The 23,039-nt window shown below is 68.2% G+C and carries 21 protein-coding genes; 10 read left to right on the top strand and 11 right to left on the bottom strand.

Annotated elements, in window-relative coordinates:
* Positions 1 to 11: 11 nt before the first annotated feature.
* The 3 genes from N7L95_RS14980 to recA form a co-directional block, all read right to left on the bottom strand.
* Positions 12 to 617 carry a DUF2889 domain-containing protein gene (locus N7L95_RS14980; RefSeq protein WP_301256047.1) on the bottom strand — a complete coding sequence of 202 codons (606 nt, stop codon included), beginning with the start codon at positions 615 to 617 and terminating at the stop codon, positions 12 to 14.
* A 401-nt stretch (positions 618 to 1,018) separates the two neighbouring features.
* Positions 1,019 to 1,468, bottom strand: a complete 450-nt coding sequence (recX, locus tag N7L95_RS14975) for a recombination regulator RecX (protein ID WP_301256046.1) — start codon at positions 1,466 to 1,468, stop codon at positions 1,019 to 1,021.
* 22 nt (positions 1,469 to 1,490) lie between these two features.
* Positions 1,491 to 2,618, bottom strand: coding sequence for a recombinase RecA (gene recA, locus N7L95_RS14970; RefSeq protein WP_301256045.1), 1,128 nt, complete (start codon positions 2,616 to 2,618; stop codon positions 1,491 to 1,493).
* Between the two features lie 138 nt (positions 2,619 to 2,756).
* On the opposite strand from recA, the gene N7L95_RS14965 reads away from it, so the two are divergent.
* The 4 genes from N7L95_RS14965 to N7L95_RS14950 all read left to right on the top strand — a co-directional run bounded on the left by N7L95_RS14965 (position 2,757) and on the right by N7L95_RS14950 (position 7,184).
* Complete coding sequence (locus tag N7L95_RS14965; protein ID WP_301256044.1) at positions 2,757 to 3,428, top strand: response regulator; 672 nt, start codon at positions 2,757 to 2,759, stop codon at positions 3,426 to 3,428.
* 81 nt (positions 3,429 to 3,509) lie between these two features.
* Positions 3,510 to 4,976 (top strand): sensor histidine kinase, encoded by a 1,467-nt coding sequence (locus N7L95_RS14960; RefSeq protein ID WP_301260159.1) that lies wholly within the window; start codon positions 3,510 to 3,512, stop codon positions 4,974 to 4,976.
* A gap of 287 nt (positions 4,977 to 5,263) precedes the next feature.
* Entirely contained in the window at positions 5,264 to 6,220 is a 957-nt protein-coding gene (locus N7L95_RS14955; RefSeq protein ID WP_301256043.1) for an esterase/lipase family protein, read from the top strand.
* A gap of 10 nt (positions 6,221 to 6,230) precedes the next feature.
* Positions 6,231 to 7,184: a lipase secretion chaperone gene (locus N7L95_RS14950; protein ID WP_301256042.1), complete on the top strand. Its 954-nt coding sequence runs from the start codon at positions 6,231 to 6,233 to the stop codon at positions 7,182 to 7,184.
* A 79-nt stretch (positions 7,185 to 7,263) separates the two neighbouring features.
* On the opposite strand, the gene N7L95_RS14945 is transcribed toward N7L95_RS14950, so the two are convergent.
* Positions 7,264 to 8,235 carry a TRAP transporter substrate-binding protein gene (locus N7L95_RS14945; RefSeq protein WP_301256041.1) on the bottom strand — a complete coding sequence of 324 codons (972 nt, stop codon included), beginning with the start codon at positions 8,233 to 8,235 and terminating at the stop codon, positions 7,264 to 7,266.
* A 475-nt stretch (positions 8,236 to 8,710) separates the two neighbouring features.
* On the bottom strand, positions 8,711 to 9,124 hold the full coding sequence (locus N7L95_RS14940; RefSeq protein ID WP_301256040.1) for a hypothetical protein: 414 nt from the start codon (positions 9,122 to 9,124) through the stop codon (positions 8,711 to 8,713).
* Between the two features lie 311 nt (positions 9,125 to 9,435).
* Here N7L95_RS14940 and N7L95_RS14935 point away from each other — a divergent pair, with 311 nt between their 5' ends.
* The gene (locus N7L95_RS14935) at positions 9,436 to 10,146 is read left to right on the top strand and encodes an autoinducer binding domain-containing protein (protein WP_301256039.1); all 711 of its coding nucleotides are present in this window, start codon (positions 9,436 to 9,438) and stop codon (positions 10,144 to 10,146) included.
* Between the two features lie 55 nt (positions 10,147 to 10,201).
* Here the strand turns inward: N7L95_RS14935 and N7L95_RS14930 are convergent, their stop codons facing one another.
* Positions 10,202 to 10,549, bottom strand: coding sequence for a DUF4902 domain-containing protein (locus tag N7L95_RS14930; RefSeq protein ID WP_301256038.1), 348 nt, complete (start codon positions 10,547 to 10,549; stop codon positions 10,202 to 10,204).
* 537 nt (positions 10,550 to 11,086) lie between these two features.
* On the opposite strand from N7L95_RS14930, the gene N7L95_RS14925 reads away from it, so the two are divergent.
* From N7L95_RS14925 to N7L95_RS14915, 3 genes are all read left to right on the top strand, one after another.
* Positions 11,087 to 11,767 carry an acyl-homoserine-lactone synthase gene (locus N7L95_RS14925; RefSeq protein WP_301256037.1) on the top strand — a complete coding sequence of 227 codons (681 nt, stop codon included), beginning with the start codon at positions 11,087 to 11,089 and terminating at the stop codon, positions 11,765 to 11,767.
* Between the two features lie 119 nt (positions 11,768 to 11,886).
* Positions 11,887 to 13,017: a cytochrome P450 family protein gene (locus N7L95_RS14920; protein ID WP_301256036.1), complete on the top strand. Its 1,131-nt coding sequence runs from the start codon at positions 11,887 to 11,889 to the stop codon at positions 13,015 to 13,017.
* A gap of 391 nt (positions 13,018 to 13,408) precedes the next feature.
* A complete protein-coding gene (locus N7L95_RS14915; protein ID WP_301256035.1) occupies positions 13,409 to 14,809 on the top strand; it encodes an MATE family efflux transporter in 1,401 nt (466 codons plus the stop codon).
* Between the two features lie 9 nt (positions 14,810 to 14,818).
* Here N7L95_RS14915 and rodA read toward each other — a convergent pair whose 3' ends face one another.
* From rodA to N7L95_RS14890, 5 genes are all read right to left on the bottom strand, one after another.
* A complete protein-coding gene (gene rodA / locus N7L95_RS14910) occupies positions 14,819 to 15,976 on the bottom strand; it encodes a rod shape-determining protein RodA (protein WP_301256034.1) in 1,158 nt (385 codons plus the stop codon).
* Positions 15,973 to 18,279 carry a penicillin-binding protein 2 gene (mrdA, locus tag N7L95_RS14905; protein WP_301256033.1) on the bottom strand — a complete coding sequence of 769 codons (2,307 nt, stop codon included), beginning with the start codon at positions 18,277 to 18,279 and terminating at the stop codon, positions 15,973 to 15,975. The genes rodA and mrdA overlap by 4 nt, the downstream gene beginning before the upstream one ends.
* A gap of 33 nt (positions 18,280 to 18,312) precedes the next feature.
* Positions 18,313 to 18,828, bottom strand: coding sequence for a rod shape-determining protein MreD (mreD, locus tag N7L95_RS14900; RefSeq protein WP_301256032.1), 516 nt, complete (start codon positions 18,826 to 18,828; stop codon positions 18,313 to 18,315).
* On the bottom strand, positions 18,825 to 19,757 hold the full coding sequence (gene mreC, locus N7L95_RS14895) for a rod shape-determining protein MreC (RefSeq protein ID WP_301256031.1): 933 nt from the start codon (positions 19,755 to 19,757) through the stop codon (positions 18,825 to 18,827). The genes mreD and mreC overlap by 4 nt, the downstream gene beginning before the upstream one ends.
* 171 nt (positions 19,758 to 19,928) lie before the next feature.
* The gene (locus tag N7L95_RS14890; RefSeq protein ID WP_251777342.1) at positions 19,929 to 20,972 is read right to left on the bottom strand and encodes a rod shape-determining protein; all 1,044 of its coding nucleotides are present in this window, start codon (positions 20,970 to 20,972) and stop codon (positions 19,929 to 19,931) included.
* Positions 20,973 to 21,245: 273 nt separating this feature from the next.
* Between N7L95_RS14890 and gatC the strand changes: the two genes are divergently transcribed.
* Both gatC and gatA read left to right on the top strand, forming a co-directional pair.
* Complete coding sequence (gene gatC / locus N7L95_RS14885) at positions 21,246 to 21,545, top strand: Asp-tRNA(Asn)/Glu-tRNA(Gln) amidotransferase subunit GatC (RefSeq protein WP_301256030.1); 300 nt, start codon at positions 21,246 to 21,248, stop codon at positions 21,543 to 21,545.
* 11 nt (positions 21,546 to 21,556) lie between these two features.
* A complete protein-coding gene (gatA, locus tag N7L95_RS14880) occupies positions 21,557 to 23,038 on the top strand; it encodes an Asp-tRNA(Asn)/Glu-tRNA(Gln) amidotransferase subunit GatA (RefSeq protein WP_301256029.1) in 1,482 nt (493 codons plus the stop codon).
* The last annotated feature ends 1 nt before the right edge of the window (position 23,039 follow it).

Raw genomic sequence — 23,039 nt, 5'->3', positions numbered from 1 at the left:
GGCGTGTCTCTCTAGGACGGTTCTACGGATGAGGGTTGCAGGAGACCGGCGCGGCCTTCATGAGGCCGGTACCAGCGCGGATAAAAGGTGCGCACCGCTTCGCCGTCCGAGCGCAGCGCATGGCAGCGGTCGAGCTGGAAGGGGGGCTGGGTGTCCGAGGGGCTGGCGGCGTTTTCCTGGATGTCGAGCACTTCGCCGGCGAAGGCCTGGATCACTGCGGTTGGCAGGATGGTGGCCATTTCATTGAGGTGGGTGCAGCCCTGTACACCGCCCAGGCGCTGCTTGACTGCCTGCCGAAAGTTGTCGAACAGGTTCAAGCCCACCAGTCGCGAATAGCGGTCGCCGTAGTCGTCGCAGTGGCCCGGATAGGGCATGCCGGTGGTGGAGGCGCCGGCCTCGACGATGTTGAGCCGGGTATCGATCACCAGGCGCAGCACCATGTCGTGCAGCGGCTCACCGGCCGCACGGATGCCGCCGGCCACCGCGGTGTCGCGGGTCTTGACGTCGAGCAGGCGGGCGTCGATCTCCCACAAGCCATCGTCGCGCGCATAGACGGCAAGGTCGATGCTGCGGCGGTGTTTGAGTTGGCGTTGGGGAGCAGCCGGTGGAAGAGCCATGGCAGCCGGGTTTCAGGCGAGTTTCGGCGAGCCCGTCACTTTAGCATGGTGCGTTGCACCAAACCTTGCACGTGGCTGTCAAGCGGTCGCCCCCCAGTTTAGTGCCTGCCGCGCCAGCGTGTCGGGCGTCGCCGGCGTCGCCATGGGTTTGTCCAGATGACAAGTGCCTGCAACACATCTGAACCGAAGCGGGCCGACGCTCACCTTTCGCCGCTTGGCTCTCGGCGACGTGTGGGAGGCAGGAAGGTTCAGAGGCAGGGCGGCGGCTGACGGAGGGCTGCTAGAAGAATGGCAGCGCCGGTCCGGGCGCCAGCCACCGCTGCCTGCCCGCCGTCCGGTACCGGAGTGGGCGTGCAGGGAAGCGGTGTGTCAGCGTGTAGCCCGCGCGCCGCCGCGCCGCGTCATTCGTCGTCGCTGCCACGAACCACCCGCCGAATCACCTCGGCGGAGAAGCCGCGGCTGGCCAGGAAGCGCATCTGCCGGGCCCGCTCCGCCGGTTCGGTGGCCGGCTCGCCAAAACGGCGGTCCCAGACGGCGCGTGCCCGCTCGTATTCGGAGCTGCGGCTGCGTTCCAGCGCGTCGGAGATCAGCTCGGCATCCAGCCCGTGGCCCTGCAGTTCCTGGCGGATGCGGGCGGTGCCGAAGCGGGCCGACTTGCGATGCAGCACCGATTCGACAAAACGGGCCTGCGAGAGCAGGCCCTTGCTTTCCAGTTCGTCGAGCACCGCCTGCACCTGGCCCGGGGTCTCCTCGTGCGGCGCGAGCTTGCGTTCCAGCTCGCGTCGCGAGTGCTCGCGGGTGGCCAGGTGCTTGAGGGCACGCCCCTTCAACGAGAGTTTCTCGAAACCCATCGGCGGCCCCGGCGGCGGGATGTCACTCGTCGCGAGGCGCGGCCTTGGCCTTGCCGGCCGGCTTGTCCGCCGGTTTTTCTGCTGACTTCTCCGCACGATCGGTGTCGGGCTTGGCGCCCGGCGCGGCGGCCAGCAGCGGGATGTTGAGGGCCGCCCGCACCTTGTTCTCGATCTCGAAGGCGACGTCGGGGTTCTCGCGCAGGAATTCGCGCGCGTTGTCCTTGCCCTGGCCGATCTTTTCGCCGTTGTAGGCGTACCAGGCGCCCGACTTCTCGACGATGCGGGCGTTCACGCCCATGTCGATGATCTCGCCCTCGCGGCTGATGCCTTCGCCGTAGAGGATGTCGAAATCAGCTGTCTTGAACGGAGGCGAGACCTTGTTCTTGACAACCTTGACCTTGGTCTCGTTGCCGATCACCTCTTCGCCCTTCTTGATCGAGCCGACGCGACGGATGTCCAGGCGCACCGAGGCGTAGAACTTCAGCGCATTGCCGCCGGTGGTCGTTTCGGGCGAGCCGAACATCACGCCGATCTTCATGCGGATCTGGTTGATGAAGATGACCATGCAGTTGGTCTTCTTGATCGTGGCGGTCAGCTTGCGCAAGGCCTGGCTCATCAGGCGGGCCTGCAGGCCCGGCAGGCTGTCGCCCATCTCGCCTTCGAGTTCCGCCTTGGGCGTGAGGGCGGCCACCGAGTCGATGATGATCAGGTCGACCGAGCCGGAGCGCACCAGTGCATCAACGATTTCGAGCGCCTGCTCGCCGGTGTCGGGCTGGGAGATCAGCAGGTCCTGGAGGTTGACGCCGAGCTTCTGGGCATACTGCACGTCCAGCGCATGCTCCGCATCGATGAAGGCACAGACGCCGCCCTGCTTCTGCATCTCGGCCACGACCTGCAGCGTCAGCGTCGTCTTGCCGGACGATTCCGGGCCGTAGATCTCGACCACCCGGCCGCGCGGCAGGCCGCCCACGCCAAGCGCGATGTCCAGGCCCAGCGAGCCGGTGGAGACGACCTGGATGTCGTCGATCGCCTCGCCTTCGCCGAGGCGCATGATGGAGCCCTTGCCGAACTGCTTTTCAATCTGGGCCAGGGCGGCCTGCAGGGCTTTCGCCTTCTCGGTGTTGAGGGCAGATTTGGTAGGTGCGTCCATTCGGTTCTCCGTTGATCGCGGCATTATCGCAAAAGCTGGATGTTTGTACAGTAGTCCGTGCTCGTATTTACGCAAGGGACTTCACGGCCCGCCCCCCTACAATCGCCGCCGCCACCCCAGCCCTAGCAGGAGAGACAGATGCGAATACTGATCGCCGAGGACGATCAAGTGCTGGCCGACGGACTGCTGCGCTCGCTGCGCAACTCGGGCTATGCGGTCGACCAGGTCAGCGCCGGCAACGAGGCCGACGCCGCGCTGTCGTCCCACGAATTCGACCTGGTGATACTTGACCTGGGCCTGCCCAAGCTGCACGGCCTGGAGGTGCTCAAGCGCCTGCGCGCCCGTGGCACCGCCACGCCGGTGCTGATTCTCACCGCGGCCGACAGCATAGAGGAGCGCGTCAAGGGGCTCGATCTCGGCGCCGACGACTACATGGCCAAACCCTTCTCTCTGCAGGAGTTGGAGGCCCGCGTGCGCGCGCTGACGCGGCGCGGGCTCGGGGCTGCGTCCAGCGTCATCCGCCATGGACCCCTCACCTTCGACCAGACCGGCCGGGTGGCCTACATCAACGATCAGATGATCGAGCTGTCGGCCCGCGAGCTGAGCCTGCTGGAGGTGCTGCTGCAGCGTGCCGGCCGGTTGGTCAGCAAGGACCAGTTGGTCGAGCGCCTGTGCGAGTGGGGCGAGGAAGTCAGCAACAACGCCATCGAGGTGTACATCCATCGGTTGCGCAAGAAGATCGAGCAGGGGCCGGTGCGCATCGCCACCGTGCGGGGGCTCGGGTACTGCCTTGAGAAAATCCCCGGCTGACGCACCGGCGGCCGACCACGGAGCGCCGCCGCAGTGGTGACGCGCGAACAACGCTCGCTGTTCGGCGAGATTCTTGACTGGATGCTGGCGCCGCTGCTGCTGCTGTGGCCGATGAGTGTCGCCCTCACCTGGCTGGTGGCCGAGAACATTGCCAACCGGCCGTTCGACCGGGCGCTTGGTGAAGTGGCTCGCACACTGGCGCAGCAGGTGTCGGTGGCGCAGGTCAAGGGCGGGCTGCAGTTGCCCGAGACCATCGCCGAGTTCCTGCGTGCCGACAATGCCGACACCATCTACTTCCAGGTGCTCGGCGTGAGCGGCGAGTTCGTCAGCGGCGATCGCCAGTTGCCGATGCCCTCGCGCGAGCAGTCGGGGCGGCCCGGTGAGCTGCAGTTCCGCAACGAGGAGATCCACAACGAGCCGATCCGCATCGCCTACCTGTCGGTGACGCTGCCGGCCGCCCCCACGGCGGGAACCGCGCTGGTGCAGGTGGCGGAGACGCTCAACAAGCGGTCGCAGCTGGCCACGGAGATCATCAAGGGCGTCATCCTGCCGCAGTTCGTGATCCTGCCGGTGGCGGTGCTGCTTGTCTGGCTGGCGTTGGCCCGCGGCATCGCGCCGCTGGCTGAGTTGCAGCAGCGCATCCGGCGCCGCCAGAGTGATGACCTGAGCCCGATCGACGAACGCGAGGCCCCGGAGGAAGTGGCGCCGCTGGTGCGCTCCATCAACGACCTGCTGGCCCGCCTCGACCAGTCCATCAAGGCGCAGAAGCATTTCCTGGCCGATGCGGCGCACCAGCTGAAGACGCCGCTGGCCGGCCTGCGCATGCAGGCCGAGCTGGCGCAGCGTGAAATCGATGCGGGCCAGCGCGACCCGGCCGAGCTGAAGAAGTCGCTGCGGCAGATCGCCCGCTCCAGCCACCGCGCCGCCCACCTCGTCAACCAGCTGCTGGCGCTGGCGCGGGCCGAGAACCAGGGGCAGGTGCTGCACCGGCACGAGGTGCCGCTGGCCCGGCTGGCGGCCGACGCGGTGCGCGACTTCGTGCCGCGTGCGCTCGACAAGCGCATCGACCTGGGCTACGAGGGCCCCGAGAGCCCGCCCCTGTTCAGTCCCGGCAGCGCGCGGGTGCTGGGCAATCCGCTGCTGGTGAAGGAGCTGATCCGCAACCTGGTGGACAACGCCATCCTCTACACGCCGGAGGGCGGCACGGTGACCGTGCGGGTGGTGAACGATCCCTTCGGCCAAGTCAGCGTGGTGCAGGTCGAGGACTCCGGGCCCGGCATTCCGGAGAGCGAGCGGGAGCTGGTCTTCCAGCCGTTCTACCGGGCGCTTGGCACCGGGGTGGACGGCAGCGGCCTGGGCCTTGCCATCGTGCGCGAGATTGCCCACCAGCACGAGGCGGAGGTGAACATCGAGGACGCTCGTGAAGGCCCGGGCGGCGCCGACCCGGCCACCGCGCTCGGGCGCGGCACCCGCGTGACGGTGCGCTTTCCGATGTCGCCGCCGCGCGACGAACCGGCCCCGCCCCCTGCCGGCGACGGCCCTCCCTGAGCGGGTGCAGCCCGAATTGCAACAGCGGCCTCCGGGTCGTGCTTGCGCCCGCCCTCGCCCCTGAAGCGAGGGGCGGCGTGATCGCCGCCGCAGCCTTCCTCGGACGCGATCAGCGCCAATCACTTTGCTGCACCGCAGCTGTGGGAAAACCCCGGAACCGCCCCAGCGCAACTCGACTTTCAATCTGCCGACCACGGCCGGACGGCCTGTGTCGAGGGTGTCGAGGGGTTCGGCCCGAGGCGCACCGGCCCGCCGAAGGCACTGCGATCTCGTGAGAGGAGATTCAAGTGACTCCACGCTTGTTGGCTCGATATGCCCTTGCCACCGCCGGCCTCTGTGCCGTTGCGTCCAGCCCGCTCGCCGCGGCGGCCGACGGCCGCGCGGATGACACCAGCTACGCCCGGACCCGTTATCCCATCGTGCTGGTGGCGGGCCTGCTCGGCTTCGAGAAGCTCGGTCCGATCGACTACTTCTACGGGGTGCCGCAGGCCCTGCGTGCCGGCGGGGCCACGGTGTACGGTCCTGCGGTGTCGGCAGCCAATGCCTCCGAAGTGCGCGGCGAGCAGCTCTTGCGGGAGCTACGTGCGCTGCAGCAGGCGCATGGCCATGCCCGCTTCAACCTGGTGGGCCACAGCCATGGCGGACAGACCGTGCGCTATGTCGCTGCCGTGGCGCCGGAACTGGTGGCGTCCGTCACCACCATCACGACCCCGCACCTGGGCAGCAAGACCGCCGACGGTATCGAGCACCTGACCAGCTGGACCGGCACGACCGGCCTGTTCGCGGCCATCGCGGATGCACTCGCCCGCTTCATCAGCACCCTCTCCGGCCGCCCCGACCTGCCGCAGAACTCGCTGGCTGCTCTGCAATCATTGAACAGCCGCGGCGCGGCGGACTTCAACCGGCGCTTCCCGCAAGGCGCGCCCGTCGAGCACTGCGGCCACGGTCCGCAGGAGGTGCTGGGGGTGCGCTACTACTCGGCCGGGGGCACGTCCGTGCGCACGCATGACGACGACGCCTCCGACAGCCTGCTGGCGCTCACCAGCACCTTTTTCGGCGCGGAGCGCAACGATGGCCTGGTGAGCCAGTGCTCCTCGCACTGGGGCACCGTACTGCGCAGCGACTATCCCTGGAACCACCTGGACGCGATCAACCACACCTTCGGCCTGAAGGGTTGGCTGGCGCCCGACCCGGTGCAGTTCTACCGCAACCACGCCAACCGCCTGCGCCAGGCAGGACTGTGAAAGGAGCAGGATGTTGAAGACCTCGGCGGGTGCAAGCCGCACCACGACTTGGTGGATCGGCGCCACCGGCGCGGCGGCGCTGGCGGCCCTGGTGGGCTGGATGCTGCAGGCGCCAGGGGAAGCGCCGTCCGCGACCGTGGCCGCGCCTGCACCGCCGTCCGGCGAGGGCCGAGGCTTCAGCGTGTTGGCCGCCGGCGCACCGCCGGCGCCTGCCGCAGAGCCAGCCACCGGCCGCTCGGTGCGCGAGGTCGAGCGGGTCCTGCTCGAGCAGGGCTCGCTGCGAGGTACCGAGCCGGACGGCGGCTGGCCGCTCGACGAAGCCGGGCGCTTGCAGCCGTCCATCGCCTTGCGCCGCCGCTTCGACTACTACCTGAGCGGCGTCGGTGAGGCGACGCTGCCCGAACTGAGCACGCTGCTCGCCACGCACGCCCGGCGCGATCTCGCCCCGGAACCCGCCGCCGAGGTGCTGGCGCTGTGGGACCGCTACCTGGCCCTGCAGCAATACCGCTTCCAGCACTCGGTGCGCATGGATGACCGTGCGACCTGGCCGGTCGCGCTGGCAGAGCGGCAGCAGGTGCGCCGGCAGATGCTGGGAGTCGCCTGGGCCGCGGCCTTCTATGCCGATGAGGAGGCGGAGCTGGCGCGGCACATCGCCCAGCCCACCGCCGAGCCGCCCGCCCCTTCGGCGCTGCTGCCAGATCCGGGCCGCGTCGATGCGGCCACCCTGCACCGGCAGCGCATCGAGCAGTTCGGGGAAGCCGCGGCGCAGCGGCTTCGAGAGGAAGACGCCCAGTGGGCGGCCTGGGAGCGCCGCCTTCTGCAAGCCCATGCAGAAATCGGCCGCCTGCAGCGGGCACCGGAGCTCTCGGAGCTGCAGCGCAACGAGGCCATCGCCGGCTACCTGGCCGCGCACTTCGATGAACGCGAGCGCCTGCGGGTGCGTGCCTTGATGCGCCTGCCCTGAACGCCTGGCCTCGCGGCGGCACCCTTGCCGCCGCAAGCCCGCCGCCGGTGGGTGGGGCGGGCTTGCGCCTTCGGGACACTCAGGGCTTCTTGTAGGCGTCCACCACCGCCTGGCCCTCTGGGCCGGCCTTCTGCAGCCATTCCTTCAGGATCGGCTCGCCGACCATCTTGCGCATGTCGGTCTTCAACTGCGGCGAGGGCTCAACGATCTCCATACCGTTCTTCTTCAGCAGGCCAACGTACTCCCGATCCTTGGCCTCGGAGGTCTTCCAGCCACGCTCCTCTGCAGCGGCAGCGGCCTTGCGGACCGCCTGCTGCGTGGCCTCGTCCAGGCTTTCGAAGGCCTTGCGATTGACGATGACCGCGTTCTTGGGCAACCAGGCCTGCGTGTTGTAGTAGTACTTGATGTGCTCGTAGGTCTTGCTGTCGTAGCCGGTCGCGCCCGACGTCATGAAGGATTCGACCGCGCCGGTGGCCATGGCCTGTGGCAGGTCCGCTGCCTGCACGGTGACGGGTTGCGCACCGATGAGCTCCGCCATGCGGGTGGTGGCCGGGCTGTATGCCCGCCATTTGCTGCCCTTCAGGTCGGCGAGGCTGCTGATCGGCTTCTTCACGAACAGGCCCTGAGGCGGCCACGGCACGGCATACAGCAGCATGATGCCCTGCTCGCCGAGCTTCTTCTCCAGCGCCGGCTTTTGCGCCTGGTAGAGCTTGCGCGCCTCCGGATAACTATCGGCCAGGAAGGGCAGTCCATCGACGCCATAGCCCTGCCATTCATTCTGGTAGTTCACCAGCAGGATCTCGCCGACCTGCGCCTGGTTGCCCTGCACGGCCCGCTTGATGTCGGGCGCCTTGAAGAGCGCCGCATTGGCGTGCACCGTGACTCGCAGCTTGCCGCCGGCGGCCTGCTCCACATCCTTGGCGAACTGCGTCAGGTTCTCGGTGTGGAAGTTGGACGTGGGGTAGGCAGAGGCGATATCCCACTTGGTTTGCGCCTGTGCGGTAGCGGCGATTCCGCCGAGCACGATGGCGGCCAGAGACAACTTGGACATGAACGATCTCCTGCTAGGTACAACATGGCCTCCTGCTGCAGCAGAAAGGGGCCGGCTTCCGGCAATGCCGGGCGGGACCGTGCGGGCGACAGCGGACGTCGCGATGTGCAGGGTCGGCGCGACGGGTCATCGTGATGTCGAGACCTCTGCGACCGTGCCACTGCATGCGCTCGCTGCAGCCGTGTTTCCCGGCGTGCCAGGCCCTACGTATACCGCGCTCCGGCGCCGGAAAGCTCATTCATGGACCGAAAACCGAGAAATTGCCCCGCCCAGCCGGCACGGCTGTAGAGCCCCAGGCCGCGTGCTCGACGCAGCTCGTTTTGCCCCGCGGACCGATGACGGGCGCAGTGCGGAAATCATCGGGTGTCCGACGGGCTGCGGGTGCGGTCCGGCATACAACCGGCACAAGCCGCCGGCGTCTCGCTCCGGACATGGCGTTGCGGCTGCGGCGGGCCGCTGTTGCCGTCGGAGCGCGTCAGCGCCGTTCGAAGCTGTCCAGCACCTGCCGCAGCCGCGCTGGGTCGGCGGCCGCGAGTCGGCCGAGCGCGGCGTGCGCGGCGTCGGCCAGCGCGTCCCGTTGGCTGGCCTTCACCGTGTCGATCTCCTGCTTCAAGGCGAGAAGTTCTGCATGTTTTTTCTGAGCCTGTCCGTTCGTCCAGCTTGCCTGCTCGGCCAGTGCCAGGACCACGTCGGTCAGCAGCCCTAGCTGCCGTCCGTAGGACGCGTGCTCGAAGATCTCTTTCTCCAGGGCGCCCACCCCTGCGCGTGGCGGGATCGCGTTGAAGAACCAGTCCGTGCTGGGTGCGATGTCCTGCACCACATCGCCGCTGAAAGGCCAGTGAACGCTGGTGGGTCCCCACATCCAGAACCAGGGCAGCCAAGGCAGCATGAATCACCTCCATGTGCGGACATCGGCCGCTGCCGCGCCCTGCGGCAGGCGGGAGCACGAGCCATTGCGCCATATACCACTAAACGGGTGCTAATGCACAGCGGTGATTGCATATTCCCAAGGGCCTCTAACTCCCCTTTGCTACGCTTGCATACATGTTGGTCTGGGGCGCACCGCGAATAATGCGGGCGGGGAGTTTCGTGCGAACAGCGCGCAGTTGGCTGTATATGCACTTAGCTTGAAAGATCGACGGGGGAGCGTGTTCTCCCTGCACACCCGGGCGGGTGTGGATGCAGCGCATAGGAGGATCCATGAAGGCCTGGCAGGAGGAAGACATCCACTCCTTGCTGACGATCGGCACCGAAGGCGAACTCTTCGCCCGGCTCACGTCGGCGGTACGCGATCTCGGCTTTGATTTCTGTGCCTACGGCATGCGCATGCCGTTGCCACTGTCCAACCCACGAATCGTCATGTTCAACAACTACCCGGGAGCATGGCAGGAGCGTTACCAGGAGCGCGGCTATGTGCAGGTGGACCCGACGGTCCACCACGGCCTGCGTTCATCGGCCCCGCTGATCTGGTCGGACAGCGTGTTCTCGACCAGCCGGGAGTTGTGGGAGGAGGCACGTTCATTCGGCCTGAGGGTCGGCTGGGCCATGGCGTACCGCGATCCGAGCGGCGTCCGCAGCCTGATGACCTTTGCCCGAACCACTGGCGACATCACACCCACCGAGTTGAAGTCGAACTTGTCCAAGATGTACTGGCTGGCGCAGATCGGCCATCAGGGCATGAGCGACCGGGTGTCCGCCCGGCTCATGCCTGAATTCGAGGTCCGGCTGAGCGAACGCGAGACCGAGGTGTTGCGCTGGACGGCCGATGGCAAGACCTCCAACGAGGTGGCTGACATCCTGAACATTTCCGAGCGCACGGTGAACTTCCACATCAGCAATGCGATGGGCAAGCTCGGTGCGAGCAACAAGACGGCGGCGGCGATCCGGGCTGCCGTGCTTGGCTTCCTCTGACCGCCGGTGTGCGCTGCGTGGGATGCAGGGAGGGGCGGCCGTGACAGTACCTCGTTCACCGACGCCTTTGCATCTGCAGCGCCGCGGCGACGGCCGCTTGCCAGTCGAGTGTTTTCAGCAGGGCATTGAGCCGGTCGATGGTCAGGGCGGAGCCAAGGTCGAAGCCTTGTTCGTCAACCAGCATCAGGTTGCTGCGCACGCCCGGCGCTGCCACTTCGGGCCAGCCGGAGCGGTGGTCGAGCCGCCAGTCCCAGCCGAGGGACAGCAGCGGCTCATCGCAACTGACCCATTCGGTATAGCCGCTGATGCCGGCCGCTGCGCCGCCGCACAGTGGCAGCGCGCCATCGAGACATTCAGGGTCGAGGCCGGAGAACAGATGTCTGAAGTTCGTTTGCTGGATCACGGGCCACGCGCGGCGCAGGTAGCCGTCGTCGGGCCGTCCCGGCCCTGCAAGGTGGAGCGCTGGCAGGCTGGTTCGGCCGCTGGCAGCCGGGCTGTTCGGCCGCTGTTGTCGCTCAGGGGGAGTGGCGCAGGCCTCCGGCCAGCAGGTGGCCGGCTGGCTCTCGTCGGTCCAGAGGGGCGGTATTGCCTCCGGAGGCGGGGAGGCACCGCTGCACGAAGTCCGATGCCGCCCGGAACCGAACCGGCGGCCCGTACGGAATGTCCTCGTCATGAAAGCTCGGCTGAAAGGTGGGGAGGGGCGGGTGCGGCGCTTTCGCGCCCGTTCGCTTCGCTTCGCTTCTGTTCTGTTCCTGGACAGGCAGCCTGGATCGTAGGGGGGCTGCTTTTCAGTGAGTAGTGTCTAAGTTGTCAGGATCGACGAAGTTCAATGACGAATGAGCGTTAAGAGCCGATAGACGGTCTTTTCGTTCTGATAGTCCTAGCAGTTGCCCCAGGGAGGGGCGTGAACTGAAATCTGCGGCTCCTGAAAAGGAAGCCGATGGTGGAGGAGCCTGTGGAGATCATTTGCGGAACCGGCGCCAGTCTGCCGCGCAGCACGCTTGGCGAGCTGGCGGCCTACCGATACCGGGTATTTGTCGAGACCCTCGGCTGGAGCCTCCCGGCGAAGAACCGGGCCGAGCTGGACGAGTTCGACGGGCCGGACACGGCGTATGTCATCGCCCGGAACGAACGGTCGCAGATCCAGGGATGCGCCCGGCTGCTGCCGACGACCGGGGCCTACCTGCTGGCCAAGGTCTTTCCGCAGCTGCTGCGTGAGCCGCCTCCCGCGGGCGAGGAGATCTGGGAGCTGTCGCGCTTCGCGGCGATGGATTGCAGCTCACCTCAACGGCTGTCGCAGGTGACGGAGATCAACTTGGCGGAGCAACTGCTCGCGGCGGCTTTCGAATTCGCCATGCGGCAGGGCGTGAAGCGCTTCATCACGGTGTCGCCGCTCGGCATCGAGCGCCTGTTGCGTCGGCTCGGCGTGCACGCGCACCGCGCAGGACCGCCGGTGCTGTTCGAGGGACGGCCCTTGTTCGCCTGCTGGATCGAGGTGGACCGGGAGTCGCTTCACCTCTTGCGTCATGGCGTCGCTCCGCGGGTGCCCCCGGCGGCAGGTGTTCCGCGGCCGGGCGTGCCCTTGCCGGCGCCTTCGGTCCACCGATCGCTGTTCACCTGACGGCCACCGATCCCATCTCGCCCTGGTCCTGCCTCGCTACATCGTCCTGACTGCTCGCTCGCCAGCGTCGACAAGAAGTGCCAGTACCCGCCTCTCTGTCATCCGCCGCGCTGCCGCATGTGCCAGCGCCCGCCGCGTCGCTGCCACGGCATCCCCGCTGGCGCGAGCGCTGCAGCCTGCAGTTCGATGCCACGCTCAAGCTGTGGGTGGCGACCGGCGGTGCGCTGGTGGATGAGGTGCTGGGCCATCCGGCTTGCCGGCCCTCGGCCGCGTCGCGCCTGCTCGCAGCGCTGTGCGCCCTGCCCCGGGACGGCGGGACGATCCAGCCGGCCTGGCCGCGCGGGACGCAGCGTCTGCACGGACTGGACCAGGCCGTGATCGCCTTGTTCGAGGGCATCCTGCCAAGCCAGGTGCGCGAACTCGCCCGCACTTGCGCGGTGTGCGAGCGCCCGCGCAGGGAGGCGGTGCACGAGCCCGCCTCCCTCTGGTGCTACGGCGTGATGGTGCCGGCGCGAGCGCTGGGCCTGCTGTTCGGCGTGCCCGCCTGCGACCTCGACCGCTTCAGTGGCTGGGCCTGCAGCCGGCTCCCCTGGCAGCCGGGCCGTGCGGCGCCTCACCCCCGCCAGGCCGGCCGGCGCGCTGCCGAGGATATGGTGCGCTACCTCGGCAGCCTGGGGGCGGCACCCCGAAGCGGCCCCCAGGCCCTGGACCTGTTGACCCGGCTCAAGGCCCTGGCACTGCGTCGTCCCGACTTGCCCCACCGCCCGGCGATCACGCAGCTCGCCCTGCTGTATTGCGAACTGCATGCCGCGACGGCGGCGCTGATCGGCAGCACCCTCACGGCGCTGCGGCGGCATGCCGAGTTGTTGCAGCTGACCCAGTCCGAGCCGGCCCTGGTGCCGATGGCGGTGCGCGAGGTTTTGCGCGCCGAGCCGCCGCTTGCCAGTGCCTACCGCCTGGTGGTGGAGGATGCGGTACTGGCCGGGGAACCGGTGAAGGCCGGCGACACCGTACTGCTGCGCCTCGGGCAGCCGCATCGCCAGCACGAGGCCGCGAGCGGGGCCTTCGACAACATCCGCCTGGATCGCAAGCGCGCCAAGGTCCTCGCCTTCGGTGCGGAACCCTTCGCCTCCGCCGGACAAATGATTGCCGAAACCATCGCTGCAGAAGCGGTGCACCGGCTGCTTGTCCACGGTGCCGAGGGATGGCCGGTGGAACGGCCGGCCGGTGCGCGGCATGGGCGGATCTGAAGCGAGGGTGACGACGCACGCCACGGTGCCGATTGCCCTCTACGGCAAGATTGACATCTGTGGCCGGAGCGCAACTGGGAGCTGCCGAAACGGTCCCTAAGATTAGGGAGAACTCCCCAACCGGAGCTCGCCAGGACTGTCTCACGAGTTGACGGTGAGCGGCCGATCCTGCTCATTTTGATGCAGTTTTTCCGACTGCTCCGCCCATCTCGCGGCGATTTCGTGCGCGCAACAAACTAACTGCCGGCTTTCTCGGTCCGGTGAGGAACAAGCGGGTTACGTCGCGACAATGCGCACGCTTTGGTGTTCCCTGCGCTTGCCCCGGCGCGCCCTGCCACCGTAGGGGGATCCCCCTTGGCGCCCGGCCCGCTGCCTGCTCCTGCCTGCCTTGATGACCTCTCCTTCCGCCGCGACGGCCTTGCCGCGCCCTGCTTTGCTCACACTCACCTGGCCGCTGTTCGCGGAGCTCCTGCTGGGCATGGCAGTGGGCCTGACCGGCTTGTGGCTGGCCTCGCGGATCTCCGACGCGGCCTCGGGCGCGTTCGCGCTGGTGAACCACCTGCACGCGGCCTTCTTCATCCTGTTCCGGGTGGTCAGCATGGGCGTCAGCGTGGTGATCACCCAGAGCCTGGGGGCGGGACGTCGAGCGGCGGCTGACGAAACCGCGCGCGCCTCACTGGCGGCCACTTCCTGGATGGCCGGGGCCACTGCCACGGTGGTGGCGTTGTCGGCGCCGTCGCTGCTGAGGTGGATGAACGCACCGGCTGCCGTGTTACCGCTGGCCGTGCCGTTCCTGACGACCGCCGCCGCGGCGCTGGCCCTGGACGCGTACAACGCGACGATGGCCTCCGTCATGCGGGCGCACCTGCATGCACGCGACACGCTCATCAACATGCTGGCCATGCACAGCCTGCACCTGCTGCTGTGCCTGCCGCTCATGTCAGGCTGGGGACCGTTGCCGGCGCTGGGCCTGGTGGGTTACGCAATCGCCATGACGCTCAGCCGCGCCTTCGGCCTCGCCTTTCATCTGTGGCTGTGGCGGGTGCGGCTGCAGTTGGTGCCACTGCGGCGCGACTGGTGGGCGGTGCAATGGCAGCGACTGCGGCCGGTGCTGCACATCGGCCTGCCAGGCGCCGCGGAAAACGTCGCCTACCGGCTGGCGCTGATGGTCAGCATCGCGATCGTCGCCCGCATGGGCACGGCGCAGCTGGCCACGCACAGCTACACGATGCAGGTGATGTATTTCATCCTGCTGTTCGGGCTGGCGGTGGGCTTCGCCAGCGAGATCCTGGTGGGCCACCTGGTGGGTGCAGGGCAACTGCACGAGGCCCATCGGCTGGTGCGCAAGAGCCTGCGGATGGGGCTGATGGTGTCCACCGGCATCGCCCTGCTGGCCGCGCTTGCCGCGCCCTGGTATCTGCGGCTCTTCACGAACGATCCGGACATCATCGCCACCGCCCGGCAGCTGTTGTGGATCACGGTGCTGCTGGAGCCGGGGCGCACCTTCAACCTGGTGGTCATCAACGCGCTGCGGGCCACCGGTGACGCGCGCTTCCCGGTGGCCGCCGGCGCCGCCTCGATGGCCCTGGTGCTGGCAGGTGGCGCCTGGTTGCTGGGCGTGCACTTCGGGCTGGGCCTGGCGGGCGTGTGGATCGCCTATGCCGCGGATGAATGGGTGCGCGGCCTCACGATGGCGGCGCGCTGGCAGCTGCGCGGCTGGGTACCGCATGCGCGCGCCACCCATCGGCGGCTGCGGCAAGCGCGGCTGCTGCAGCCGGCCAGCGCCGGCTGAGCTGGCGGTTCAGGACACCATCATGCGGCGGCTCTTGGCGATGGACATCAGGATGCCGATGCCCATGCCGAGGGTCACGAGGGCGGTGCCGCCATAGCTGATGAAGGGCAGTGGCACCCCGACCACTGGGAGCACCCCGCTGACCATGCCCATGTTGACGAAGGCATAGGTGAAGAAGATCAGGGTCACCGCGCCGCCCAGAAGGCGGGCAAACAAGGTGGGCGCATCGCTGGCGATCATCAGCCCGCGAAAGATCAGGAACAGGAAGCCGAGCAGCAGCGCCACATTGCCGACCAGGCCGAACTCTTCGGAGTAGGCCGCGAAGATGAAGTCGGTGGTGCGTTCGGGGATGAACTCCAGATGGGTCTGGGTGCCCTTCATGAAACCCTTGCCGTGAACGCCGCCGGAGCCGATGGCGATCATGCCCTGCAAGGTGTGGAAGCCCTTGCCAAGCGGGTCCTTGGTCGGATCGAGCAGTGTGCAGACGCGGCCCTTCTGGTAGCCGTGCAGCACCGGCCACTCGACCCCGGGTGCGCAGATCTTGTCCTCCGACAGCACCAGGGCCGTGATGGCGATCGCCGCACCGCTGATGGCCGGGATGATGAGCTTCCAGGACAAGCCGGCGAAGAAGATGACATAGAGGCCGCCGGACAGCACCAGCAAGGAGGTGCCGAGGTCGGGCTGCTTCATGATCAGGCCCACCGGCACGGCGAGGATCGTCGCGGCCACCAGGAAGTCCGGCACCCGCAGCTGCCCTTCGCGCCGCTGGAACCACCAGGCGAGCATCAAGGGCAGCGCGATCTTGAGCAGCTCACTCGGCTGAATGACGGTGACGCCGATGTTCAGCCAGCGCGTGGCGCCCTTGCGGGTGATGCCCATGAACTCCACACCCAGCAGCAGCAGCACGCCGACGACATAGAGCGGCACGGCAATCGCCATCAGGCGCTGAGGCGAGATTTGCGCGACCACGAAGACCACCGCCAGCGCGATGAGCATGTTGCGGCCCTGGTCGACAAAGCGGGTGCCATGGTCGAAGCCGGCGGAATACATGATGAGCAGGCCCGCGCCGCACAGCAGCAGCACCGCCAGTGCGAGCCAGCCGTCGAAGCCGAGGAACATCGGCTTGATGACGGCCCACGGCGAAGGTTTCTTGAACGCGACGTTCATCGTTCCTCCACGACAGGCGGGGAAGCAGGAGGGGCCTCCGGGGCACGTGCCGGCATGCCGGAGGCTGCCGCGGAGGCCGGCGTGGCGGGCGCGGGCGGCCGGCTCGGTGCCGGAGACGAGGCTGCAGCCGGCGGCTGCAACCGAGCGCCTGCGCCCGCCGGGCCTGCCCGTGCAGCCGCGGACGCGGCACGCGCTGGCGGCACGGCGCTGGCGGCAGCCGCCGGGCCCGCGGCGCGTGGACGCGGGGCGGCCGGTGCGCTGGCCGGCGCGGTGGCGATGAGGGGCACATCCGCACCGCTCGGCACGACGGCCGCGGAAGCCGGTGCAGCGGCGCTCGCGCCGGTGGACGGCAGGGCGGCGACCGGTGCAGGCAGCGGCACCTGGGCCGCCACGCGCGGCGTGCCGACCGGCGACGACGATTCGCCGCGCCGCGTGGCGGCCATGTCTTCTTCGCTCGGATATGCACCGGTCAGCCAGTAGTCGAGCACCCGGCGCGCAATGGGCGCGGCGGCCTGGGCGCCGAAGCCGGCGTTCTCGACGATCACCGCCAGCGCGATCTTGGGATCATCCACCGGCGCGAAGGCGGTGTAGAGCGAATGGTCACGCAGGTATTCGGCCACCCGCGAGGCGTTGTAGCGCTCGTTCTGGCGCACGCCCACCGCCTGGGCGGTGCCCGTCTTGCCGCCGCTCTGGTAGGCCGCGCCATGGAAGACGCGGGTCGAGGTGCCCTCCTGCGTCACGCCGTACATGGCGCGGCGCACCACGTCGACGTGCTCGGGCTTGAGCGGCAGCGGCTCGATCGGCTCGGCACCCACCACCCGGCGTTCCCGCGTCACGACGTCGCGGATCTCGCGCACCAGGTGCGGCCGGTGGCGCTGGCCGCCGGACACCAGGGTGGCCAGGGCGTGCGAGAGCTGCAGCATGGTGAAGCTGTTGTAGCCCTGGCCGATGCCCAGCGAGATCGTTTCGCCGGCATACCACTTCTGCTGTTCGGGTCGCTTGTAGGCACGGCGCTTCCACTCGGTGGAGGGCAGCACGCCGCGCACTTCGCCCTCGATGTCGATGCCGGTGATCTGGCCGAAGCCGAAGGGCGCCAGCTGCTCGTGCATCAGGTCGACCCCCATCTCGTTGGCCAGCGAGTAGTAGTAGACGTTGCTCGACTTCACGATGGAGCGGTGCATGTCGACCATGCCGAGCCCGCCGTCGCCATGGCTGCGGAAACGGTGGTTGCCGAACATGAAGGTCCCGCTGTCGTGAATGGCTTCATAGGGGCCGCGCTTGCCGCTGTTGAGCGCGGCGATGGCCATGAAGGGCTTGAAGGTGGAGCCCGGCGGGTAGGTACCGCGCAGCGCCCGGTTCAGCAGCGGCTTGTCGATGGATTCGTTGAGCGCTTTCCAGTTCTCGACGTCGATGCCCTCGACGAAGAGATTGGGGTCGAAGCTCGGCTTGCTGACGAAGGCCAGCAACTCGCCGGTCTTGGGGTCGATGGCCACCAGCGCGCCGCGGCGGCTGCCGAACAGTTGCTCCACCAGCGCTTGCAGCTTGATGTCGATCGACAGCACCACGGTGTTGCCCGGCGTCGCCGGGCTGGAACGCAGTCGCCGCACCGCGCGGCCGCCGGCGCTGGTCTCGACTTCCTCGAAGCCGGTGATGCCGTGCAACTCGCGCTCGTAGCTCTGCTCGATGCCCAGCTTGCCGATGTAGTCGGTGCCCCGGTAGTTGGCGGCGTCTTCGGAATCGTCGATCTTGGCCTTTTCCGCCTGGTTGATGCGGCCGATGTAGCCGATGACGTGAGCGCCGACTTCGCCAAGGGGGTAGTTGCGGAAAAGGCGGGCCTTGATGTCGACGCCCGGGAAGCGGTAGCGCTGCACGGCGAAGCGGGCCACTTCCTCGTCGCTCAGCCGGGTGCGCAGCGGCAGCGACTCGAAGCTCTTGGACTCGTCCATCAGCCGCTTGAAGCGCCGGCGGTCGGCCTGCGAGACGCTGATGACGCCGGACAGCTCGTCGATGGTGGCGTCCAGGTCCTCGATCTTCGAAGGTGTCAGCTCGAGGGTGTAGGCCGAGTAATTGTTGGCCAGCACCACGCCATTGCGGTCGAGGATGAGGCCGCGGTTGGGCACGATGGGCACCACCGAGATGCGGTTGTTCTCGGCACGCGTCGAGAGTTCGTCGTAGCGCAGCACCTGCAGATAGGCCAAGCGCGCGAAGATCAGGCCAAAGCACACCAGCACCATGGCCCCGGCGAACAACAGCCTCGCGCGAAAGCGCGACAGCTCCAGCTCGACGTTCTTGAGTTCGGTCACGACGGGGGCGGCCTTTCAGCCATCAGCTGCAGACTAGAGGGGCCGGTTCTGGTCCGGATCGGGCGGGCGGCGCTGGGGGGCCAGCAACAGCCAGGTGGCCAGCGGCCACAGCAGGGCTTCGAATGCCGGCGCCAGCAGCAGTTCCCAGCCGGGAAACACGCCGCCTGCCAACAAGCGAATAAGTACCGACACCGCATGTGCCGCGAAGAACAGCGGCACGATCTGCACGGCCTGCGAGAGCACCGGGAACCATAGCAGCCGGCGGTGGATGGTGATGGCGAAGAAGCTCAGCAGCGTGTAGGCCAAGGCATGCTGGCCAAGCAGCGCCGCATCGTGCACGTCCATCATCACGCCGAAGGTGAAGGCGGTGCCCACACCCACCCGGCGCGGCTGGTGCACGTTCCAGAACACCAGCGTTAGCGCCAGCAGATCGGGCATCGCGGTGGTCTTGCCCAGCGGAATCAGGTTCACCAGGCAGGCAAACAGCAAGGAAAACCAGATGAAGCCCGGGTTCACGGGCAGCAAGAGCTGGTCGCCGCGCGGCATCATCGGCGTTCTCCCGCTTTCTTGGGGTGGGGCGTGGCGGCTGCCGCCGGTGCCGGCTCGGGCTGCGGGCGCGACGGCTGCTGGTCGCCCACGGGCTGCAGCACCAGCACATGGCGGGCGCTCGCTGGCGAGCTGACCGGCGCCAGCGCGATCTTGGCGAAGGCCGAGTCGGCACGCCGGTCGACCTTGACCACTTTCGCCACCGCGAGGCCGGGCGGGAACACGCCGTCCACGCCCGAGGTGCTCAGTACGTCACCCTCCTGCACATCCGCATTGGTGGCCATGAAGCGCAGCTCCATGGCGTCGTTGGCAGCGTCGCCATACGCGACGCCACGGGCCATGGTGCGGGTGTTGAGGGTGGGGATCACGGCATCCTTGTCGGTCAGCAGCGTGACTTCCGAGGTCAGCGGGTAGACCCGCGTGACCTGACCCAGCACGCCGGTTTCGTCGATGACCGGCGAACCGCGTGCCACGCCGTGGGTGCTGCCAATGTCGATCACCACCTTGCGGCTGAAGGGATCGGGCGCGTCGTAGAGCACCTCGGCCGCCCGCGTGCGCGCCGGCACGGCCGGTCGCAGGCCCAGGAGGGAGCGCAGGCGAGCGTTCTCCTGCTCCAGCAGCTCCACCCGCGCCACGCGCTGGGCCTGCTCGGAGAGCTGGCGCTGGGCCGCTTCTTCCTTGGCGAGCGCCTCGTTCAGGCCGCGCAGGTAGTCGCCCCCGTTGCGCATGAAGGTTACCGGCACGAGCAGGGAGCGCTGCACCGGGTGCAGCACGGTGGCCACCACCGCACGCAGCGGCTGGGTGATGTTGAGCCGCGTGTCGGCCACCATCAGGAAAAACGCAAGTGCTGAGAAGAACATCAGCCGCGTCAGCGCCGACGGCCCCTGCTTGAAGAAGGGCGGCGGCGTGCGGTCAATGGTGCCGAGTGGCATGGCAGGTCACCGGGCAGGGCGGCCGTCAGGGCCACCAGTCGAGTGAAGCTCGGGCGCGCGCGTCTCGGCACGCCCGGCCGCTGCGGCGGCCGGCCGCCGCCCTGGGGTGCGGACTGGCGTGCGCACCGGCAAGGCCGCCTCGACGTCAAGCATACGGCGTGTGGTGTCGGATCACTCCGACGTGAAGATCGCGCCCAGCCGCTCCATGCGCTCCAGCGCCATGCCGCAGCCGCGCACCACGCAGGTCAGCGGGTCTTCGGCCACCAGCACCGGCAGGCCGGTTTCCTCGGCCAGCAGGCGGTCGAGGTCGCGCAGCAGCGCGCCGCCGCCGGTGAGCATCATGCCGCGCTCGGCGATGTCCGCGCCCAGCTCGGGCGGCGTCTGCTCCAGGGCGTTCTTCACGCTGGAGACGATCTGGTTCAGCGGGTCGGTCAGGGCTTCGAGGATCTCGTTGCTGGAGATGGTGAAGCTGCGCGGCACGCCCTCGGAGAGGTTGCGGCCCTTGACTTCCATCTCCTTGACCTCGGAGCCAGGGAAGGCCGAGCCGATTTCCTTCTTGATGGCTTCGGCCGTCGGCTCACCGATCAACATGCCGTAGTTGCGGCGGATGTAGTTGATGATGGCTTCGTCGAACTTGTCACCGCCGACGCGCACGCTGCCCTTGTAGACCATGCCGCCCAGCGAGATCACACCCACCTCGGTGGTGCCGCCGCCGATGTCCACCACCATGGAACCCGACGCTTCGGAGACCGGCAGGCCGGCGCCGATGGCGGCCGCCATGGGCTCCTCGATCAGGTAGACCTCGGAGGCACCGGCGCCAAGGGCGGATTCGCGGATGGCGCGCCGCTCGACCTGGGTCGAACCGCAGGGCACGCAGATGATGATCCGCGGACTCGGCTTGAGCACCGAGCGCGGGTGGACCATCTTGATGAACTGCTTGAGCATCTGCTCGGTCACGGTGAAGTCGGCGATGACGCCGTCCTTCATCGGGCGGATGGCTTCGATGTTGCCGGGCACCTTGCCGAGCATGGCCTTGGCCTCGGCGCCGACCGCCTGGATGGTCTTCTTGCCGTTGGGGCCGCCTTCGTGGCGGATGGCAACCACCGACGGCTCGTCCAGCACGATGCCCTTGCCGCGCACGTAGATCAGCGTGTTGGCGGTGCCCAGGTCAATGGCGAGGTCCGTCGAGAAGTAGCGACGAATGGATTCGAACATGTTCTTTCGCGAGGTCCGCCCCGGCTGTGAGCAACTGGCATTGGGCCGGGGGGACGAAGGATTTTTCGGGTTATCTCCGGGACCGCCAAAGGCCGCGTCGTTCGCCGCCTTTTGCGCGCTCTTCAGCACGAAACCGGCTCTGTTCGTGCGCAGCGGGTGCACGGGGCGACCCCTGCAGCGTAGCGATCAGGCCGGCTGTGGATAACGCGCGATAATACCCGATCCCACCCGCGCCCATCCTCGCGGGAACCACGCAAAACCGAACTAATTTACATGGCCCTGACTTCAGACGTCGTCAGCAAGATCGCCAACCTCGCCCGGCTGGAGCTGAGCCGCGACGAAGAGGCGGCGATGCTGCAGCAGCTCAACGATTTTTTCTCCATCGTCGAACAGATGAGGGCGGTCGACACCACCGGGGTGGAGCCGCTCTACACCCCGCTGTCGGCGGTGCAGGACGTGGCTTTGCGGCTGCGCGAGGACACCGTCACCGAAGCCGATCGGCGCGAGCTGAACCAGCGCAGCGCCCCGGCGGTGGAAGACGGCCTCTTCCTGGTTCCCCAGGTCATCGAGTGAGGGCGGCGACGATGGAACTGCACCGTATGACGGTGGCCGAACTCGGCCGCCAGCTGGACGCCAAGGCGGTTTCCAGCACCGAATTGACGAAGCATCTGCTTGCACGGGTTGCCGAGCAGGAACAGTTGGGGGCTTTTCTCTGCACCGACGCCGACGTGGCCCTGCGCCAGGCCGAGGCGGCCGATGCCCGGCGGGCCCGCGGTGAAACCGGCCCGCTGCTGGGCGTGCCGCTGGCGCACAAGGACATCTTCGTCACCACCGACTTCCCGAGCACCGCCGCCTCGCGCATGCTGGAAGGCTACCGCAGCCCCTTCAATGCCACCGTGGTGGACAAGCTGGCCGCGGCCGGCGGCGTGACGCTGGGCAAGCTCAACTGCGATGAATTCGCGATGGGCGGCAGCAACGAGAACTCGGCCTACGGCGTGGCGCGCAATCCGTGGGACCGCAGCCGCATCACCGGCGGCTCTTCCGGCGGCTCCGCGGCCGCGGTGGCGGCGGGCCTTGTGCCGGCGGCCACCGGCACCGACACCGGCGGCTCGGTGCGCCAGCCGGCCGCGCTGTGCAACGTCACCGGCATCAAGCCGACCTACGGCCGCTGCTCGCGCTACGGCATGATCGCCTTCGCCTCCAGCCTGGACCAGGCCGGCCCGCTGGCGCGCAGCGCCGAGGACTGCGCGCTGCTGCTGCAGGCCATGAGCGGCTTCGACGAGCGTGACGCCACCTCGGCCGACCGGCCGGTGGAGGACTACGCCGCCCTCCTGCGCGCGCCGCGCCACGGCGCCGATGCGGCGCAACCCCTGAAAGGCCTGCGCATCGGCCTGCCGAAGGAGTTCTTCGGCGAGGGCGTGGCCGCCGACGTGGCCCAGGCCCTGCGCACTGCGCTGGCCGAATACGAGAAGCTGGGCGCGACCCTGGTGGACGTGTCGCTGCCGCGCACCGAGCTGGCCATTCCGGTGTACTACATCATCGCGCCGGCCGAGGCCAGCTCGAACCTCAGCCGCTTCGACGGCGTGCGCTACGGGCACCGGGCCAAGGACTACAAGGGCCTGCTGGAGATGTACAAGAAGTCGCGCGCCGAGGGCTTCGGCCCGGAGGTCAAGCGCCGCATCATGATCGGCACCTACGTGCTGAGCCACGGCTACTACGACGCCTACTACCTGCAGGCGCAGAAGCTGCGCCGCATGATTGCCGACGACTTCCAGGCGGCCTTCGCGCAGTGCGACCTGATCGCTGGCCCGGTCTCGCCGACCGTGGCCTGGCCCATCGGCGGCAAGAGCGACCCGGTGGCCAATTACCTGGCCGACATCTTCACGCTGCCCGGCAGCCTGGCCGGCCTGCCCGGCATGAGCGTGCCGGCCGGCTTCGGCGAAGGCGGCATGCCGGTGGGGCTGCAACTGATCGGCAACTACTGGCAGGAAGGCGAGCTGCTGCACGCCGCACATGCCTTCCAGCAGGCGACCGACTGGCACCTCCGCAGCCCGGAGGGCATCTGAC

The sequence above is a fragment of the Eleftheria terrae genome (assembly GCF_030419005.1).
GTDB lineage: Bacteria > Pseudomonadota > Gammaproteobacteria > Burkholderiales > Burkholderiaceae_C > Caldimonas > Caldimonas terrae.
This window is presented reverse-complemented; position numbering and strand designations above follow the sequence as displayed.